The following is a 5,554-nucleotide window of genomic DNA, read 5'->3' as shown; positions in this document are numbered from 1 at the left end:
GTCGACGGGGCGTCGGCCAGGCCGGCCACGTCGGGCAGGCAGGTCTCACGCGAGAGCGCCCATGGTCGCGCCGACAACTGTGCCAGCAGCAACGTCCGCCCCGCGGGCGTGCCCAGCAGCGAGGGCACCGTGCCGCGCAACGCTCGGACCAAAGCAATCGACGGCCGCAGCGTGGCGCCGAACACGACGAGCTCGCGATCGCTCCAGAAACCGCCCGGGTCCAACGCCACGGTGTCGCCACCGACTCCCCGCCGGGCGAGTTCAAGCACAATCCGTCCGCCCATCGACTGGCCAGCAGTCGCGACCCCCTCCAAACCCTGTTCACGGATAAAGTCCGCGACGGAGTCGGTCAGGGACGCGATCGAGACCTCACCCGTCAACGGCGGCGTGTCACCAAATCCCGGCAGGTCGACAGCAATGACCTCCCGGCGCTCCGCAAGTTGCTCGATGATCGGGGCCCACGACCGCCATCCCGCGCCCAGACCGTGCACGAGCAACAGCGGCCGGCCGCGTCCACGACGAATGTGATTGAGCGTCATCCCAGCGACGCTATCTCACGCGGATCCCCGCGTTGTTGAAGGCAGGCGCGCCCATGGTGAGGACCGCTGGCGTCGAGCCGTAGCCCACCGCTTGGGCCGGACCGGCCGGAGCCGTCCCGGGCGCGCGGGCGGAACATGAGCCAGACCCTCCGCGCTGCGTCACATCGCCGTGTGCCGGGGCACCCACGCGCGGCCCACGCCCCGTGAACTGGGGGCAAAGAGAGATACACCGAGATGACGCAGGCGTCACAGTCGGACAAACTTCATGCCCGTCTGTGGAACGCGTCATCCGCCCCCCAGCCGATTGAAACTGGCGGTGGGGTCGATGTATTGGCGCCCTGACGCTTCGCTGCGCAGTGATTTGGATTTTCGTGAGGGACATGAGAGGGAAGATCAGCGGACCCGGCAGATTCCGCAATTTGACTCGCCAGATCCAGCCAGCCCTATTGAGCCTAGGCGCAACGTTGGCTCAGGATGCCCAGCAGGCCGCTGTTACCGTGATGCCATACGCCCAAATTGTCTCCATTACATACTGTGAGAACTTCCTTGGACTACTTGCTTTTCCTTCCACTGACTGCTTTGTACCTGTCATGCGCGTCTCCTTTTTCTTGAAGCGGATTGGTCTTTCACTTAGGAGGCGTAGAACACTGAGGCCAAGCAGCCATAGGACGCCCATCATCGCGTTTTCAGTTTGCATGAAAACTGCTGGGATCCTCAACCAACGTTGCTTGCCCAGTCTAACCTCACCCTGCGCCCCGTCCAAGCCCGAGATTACCCTCCGGGGATTAGCTCTCAATCGCGCCGATTGAACGCGCATCAAGCCGCATAGATTGGGTGGTTTGACGAGGCCTATCCGCGACCGGCCCCAGACGAAGTCGCGCTCGCGCTTGCAAAGTTCACGAATTCGACGACGCCGACCCGAAGCAGCCCTTAGCTATGCACTAGCCGGGTTCGCGTCATACCGCCGCCTGTAGCTACACCACGTGGAACTCGACTCGGTGGACAAGGGTGTTGTCGCCGATCGGCCCGGCGTGGGCCGCCCTGTCCCGAAGAGACTCGCGATCGGCCTCGCCTGATGCGGCAACGTCGTCGTCGGTCACGGCCGAGAAAGGCAACACCTCGATGGAATCGATCTCGATGACGACGCCGGCCGTCCGGTAGCGGCATCCCTCCTTGACCTGCGGCCTGCTCCAGAGCCTGATTGAGACCGTGACCTCGCCGCCTGCAACGCGCTCGCGGAGGTCTCGGCTGAAGAGCATCCCAACACGCTAGGTCCGCCTCCAGGCGCGCGTCGAGGTAGCCCCTTCCGCCGCCAACGGGCGCGCTCGCCCGATTCGCTAAGGTCCGTCATGTCACCCAGCGAAGCTAGAAAGGACGAAATGAGAGGCCCGCAAGAAGTCGGAGGCGCGGCCACGCGTCACGCGGCCAGGATTGAAGGATCAAGCCGCTTCAGGACCCTGCGGACATATTGGCGAGTGATGCTGGCCGTCGTAATCGGGGCCCCCAGTATCGTCTCCGGGCTTCAGCAGGTTGACCGCGCGGCGTTTGAAGTCTCACGACACGCAGCAGTCGCGATGGTCTATTCGTGGGATGCCTCGATCGCGGCAGGCTATGGTCCCGAAGGGCGGCTGGGACCCTTCACTCCTCTATCTCAAGAGGACATAGACACCGTGCTTGAGAGACCTATCCCTGAGGATGATGCAGCTCGCGCCGACCGCATTGCGGCCGATGGCGTAGCTGCGTCGCTCGCCGCAGACACCGCTTCGATGTACGACTCTCGCGCCTACGCTGGATACGGGCTAGCGGGCTTCGGCCTGGTCTTCATATTGTCCGCCTTGATGCAACAGACCTCGCGGCGCGGGCGAGAATCCTGGCGGGATAGTTGACGCCTCGATGTCCTTCTTTGATTGGTCGACGAGGCCGCGGGGGCGCGTCTAACCGCCGCGTTCAGCGCGGCCTGCGGACTTCATCCGAGGGCGTTTCTCGAGCTGCTTCAGGTGCAAGAGCCGGGCGGGGCGGCGCTGTCGGTGGCGGCTGGGAGCCTGAGGCGGTGACCTTCAATGCGTCGTTCTTCGAGGTATCGGCCCAGATCATCCCGGTGCTCTTCCTAGCGCTTGTCCTCGAGGACAAGTTGCGCCCGGGTAAGCGTGATGGCGCCCGAGACCGGGTGACCCACTCGTGGGTTCTGGCTCTGCTGGTGGCGGGCGAGATCATCACGCTCTCCGTGGTGGCTGGAGGACTCAGGCCGTCTGGAAACGTCGGTCAGCTCGTCGGCGTGTGCATGTTGTTTCCCGCGTTCCTGATCGCGCTGCCGGCCATCGCCATGCAGATCAAGAAGAAGGCCAGTGCGCGCGAACGTCTCGGCCACGCCACCGCGGGACTGGCCGTTATCGTCACCATCTTGGGCGTCGTCGCAGCGTTGGCTCTCCAGAACGCATGACTCGGTGAGGGCCGCTTGGCGATGCCGAGCGTCCTCTTGCCGGGACTCTGGTCAGCCGCTTTTGACGACCATGGTGTCTGGGGGTTGCGCTAGACGGTTTCCCCTGGGTGACGGACCACCCATGATGGCGCTGCGGGCACCCTGTCGGCGACGCTCGCTACTCACGCTGACCGGTACGGGTGGGAGCCACAGCACCGGCACGGGCGAGCGCGCGGGACGCTCTAGGGATCCACGAACCGCGTGATTCTGGCCTTTGCCTTGTGCCATATTGTCCAAGTCCAGAAAGGATGTGGCGCCAGATGTCGAGCAGACGACTGATGGCTATTTGCCTTGCCGCGGTCCTTGGCCTACTCCTCTTGTTCTACGGAGTCTGGTGGCTTGGCTCCCGTTCTGCGGCGGCGGATAACGTTGCGGCAGTTCCCACCGCAGCCGAGAGCGTCGCGGTCACGACTGAGTCTCATACCCAGAGCCAGCTACCCCCATCGGTCAGCCCGTCGACCCAACCAAACGTGAACGCGCAGCGGTCTCCCCGACCTGCCATAACTTCTCCTCATGCCGTGACATCTGCACGCGTACCTGCACGTCCACCAGCACCTCCAACTGCGACGGTGCAGAGCCTGCCACCGAGACCCATCCCAGACTCTCTTGAATGTCCCACGGGGACCATGACCGTTGAGATCCCAAAGTCCAGCATCAAGGTCGGACCGTCCGCCCGGGAAACGTACCGGCATGTCACCGCTCGCGGTGTCTTGAAGAACACCACGTCCGGCGACGTCTACTTGTTTGCCGACGACCCACCCTCGCTCCTCGCCCTCGATAGCGCCGGAAACATCCTGGAAATGGTGACGGCGGGCACCTTTGACAACCAGCGCAGCGACGGACTACCACGCACTGACGGGATCGTTTTGAGCCCCGGGCAATCAATTGGCTTCACCTTGGATGAAGAGCGTGGGAGCGCTATTGATGACGTTGCATCCTGGTTCGCGGATGCACGGGTGGGCGCCCTGATGGCCCCTTGGAACCAAGCCCCACCGGACTGTCCTTCGCCGCTTCAACCAAACAATTGACAAAGCATGGCAAAGAGCGCCGCCACGCGTGATCTGCGCGGAGTTCTTGTCCGCGTGATTGAGCCGTAGAGGTTGACTTCCGCGAGCACCCAGACGCCAGGCCGTCCGGGCTCGCGGGCTTGATGTTGTGCAGCCGCAAGCGAAAGGTTCGGTTGGTCATCCACCTGCGTCTTACCGACGCGATCCGGGCGCCGTTTTTCTCCGGCGCCGCTCCTCCGCCCGTGGGTCGCCGTGCCAACCGACGTGGCCGCCGCGGATCCCAAGCTGCCATTGCTCCTGCCGATTGCGTGCCCTAAGCCTGACGAACTGAGCACTCCAATTCATAGCCAGATACGTCTAGCCTCAGGCGTGACGTGAATAGCGCGCTCTCGTGTGGCGCTCTACACCGCGAAACGGACAAGGTACTACGGCCAACCGGATCCTTCGTGGTAGGACTCACCTAGTTGACCCCACCCCTGGGCACCGTCCTCGTGGGCGGCGCAAATCAGCCCCAATCGAAGGAGCCGACGGTGACCGGATCGCACGTGCCGACGCCCCCAGACTCGGTCCGAGTGCCAGTTCAGGTGGAAGAAGGGTTCTCGCGCCCGTTCACCAGGCCGCGACCCTATGAGGTTGAGAAAAAGCATGATCCGTGGCCAAACACCTGGCCTCCTTCGGGCGGCTTCTATGACGTTCACACTACGTGGCGACAAATCCTCGATGCGGCTATGGACGTCGGACGAGACCCGAGCATCTGGCTCGCAGCGTTCCCGGAACTGGCATCAAATGAGCTGCTCTCCCGCATCACGCCCTTAACGGCTTACTTGCATCACGACGGCTCGCAGACACCGCTTAGCCTGCGGCCCTCGCCCGTCTACAGCCACGGAGCGGAACGAAGCGCGAAAGGCGTCATGAGTTACCGCCTCGGGATGACGATGACGCAATGGGTTTCCCGTCACCTGATCGGGCTTCCATGGACGATCCACGCCGAGGACGCCGCCCCTGCGGGTGCCACTTCAGATTGGTTTGCGCCTGGCAAGCGCCCGGACCTGTGGGCTCCCCCACGGCACGTCGGAGACGGCTATTGGGTGCTGGAGGCAAAGGGGGCACGGCGACTCGGACGCCCCAACGTCGTCGACGGAATCGCCCAACTGCAAGCCATCACGCCCGCTGTTCTTCCACTGAGTCACCACAAGGTGGTGGTGGGGGCGAGCGTCGAAGATCTCGTATTTTGCTTTATCCGTTACGAACGGTCGCATGGACCAAGTAACGGCGATCATGCTGAGCCAAGCAGTCCGTTCTGGTCCGCATACAGCAACATGCTTCGTTACCAGCTCATCCGGGGTGCTGAAGTGGGCCGCCAACGAATCCGAGTCCCGCGGTCTACGACCGCTCGTCTAGGTGTACTGACCCGACAGGTTGGTTAAGCGGGTGATGGGTGGCTTGTTCCCGCACGCGGTGTGGGGTCGGTGGTGGTTGTACTCGTGGAGCCATGCTCGCAGAGCAGCTCGTCGTTCCTCTTCGGAGGC

General features: G+C 63.4%; 5 protein-coding genes. 2 read left to right on the top strand and 3 right to left on the bottom strand.

Annotated features, from left to right (window positions below):
* Positions 1–539 (bottom strand): alpha/beta fold hydrolase (locus ABD831_RS22165; RefSeq protein WP_344952283.1); only part of this gene is annotated, 539 nt, incomplete at its 3' end.
* Between the two features lie 974 nt (positions 540–1,513).
* Positions 1,514–1,798 carry an ASCH domain-containing protein gene (locus ABD831_RS22160; RefSeq protein ID WP_344952281.1) on the bottom strand — a complete coding sequence of 95 codons (285 nt, stop codon included), beginning with the start codon at positions 1,796–1,798 and terminating at the stop codon, positions 1,514–1,516.
* A gap of 791 nt (positions 1,799–2,589) precedes the next feature.
* Between ABD831_RS22160 and ABD831_RS22155 the strand changes: the two genes are divergently transcribed.
* Together ABD831_RS22155 and ABD831_RS22150 are read left to right on the top strand one after the other, a co-directional pair.
* The gene (locus tag ABD831_RS22155) at positions 2,590–2,979 is read left to right on the top strand and encodes a hypothetical protein (RefSeq protein WP_344952278.1); all 390 of its coding nucleotides are present in this window, start codon (positions 2,590–2,592) and stop codon (positions 2,977–2,979) included.
* 665 nt (positions 2,980–3,644) lie between these two features.
* Positions 3,645–4,046 carry a hypothetical protein gene (locus ABD831_RS22150; RefSeq protein ID WP_344952276.1) on the top strand — a complete coding sequence of 134 codons (402 nt, stop codon included), beginning with the start codon at positions 3,645–3,647 and terminating at the stop codon, positions 4,044–4,046.
* Between the two features lie 1,376 nt (positions 4,047–5,422).
* Here ABD831_RS22150 and ABD831_RS22145 read toward each other — a convergent pair.
* On the bottom strand, positions 5,423–5,554 hold a 132-nt coding region (locus tag ABD831_RS22145), incomplete at its 5' end, for an integrase core domain-containing protein (RefSeq protein WP_344952285.1).

Origin of the sequence: Terrabacter ginsenosidimutans, from assembly GCF_039539425.1 — a bacterium.
Classification (GTDB): domain Bacteria; phylum Actinomycetota; class Actinomycetes; order Actinomycetales; family Dermatophilaceae; genus Terrabacter; species Terrabacter ginsenosidimutans.
The sequence above is the reverse complement of the archived record's forward strand: the minus strand, read 5'-3'. Positions and strand labels throughout refer to the sequence as shown.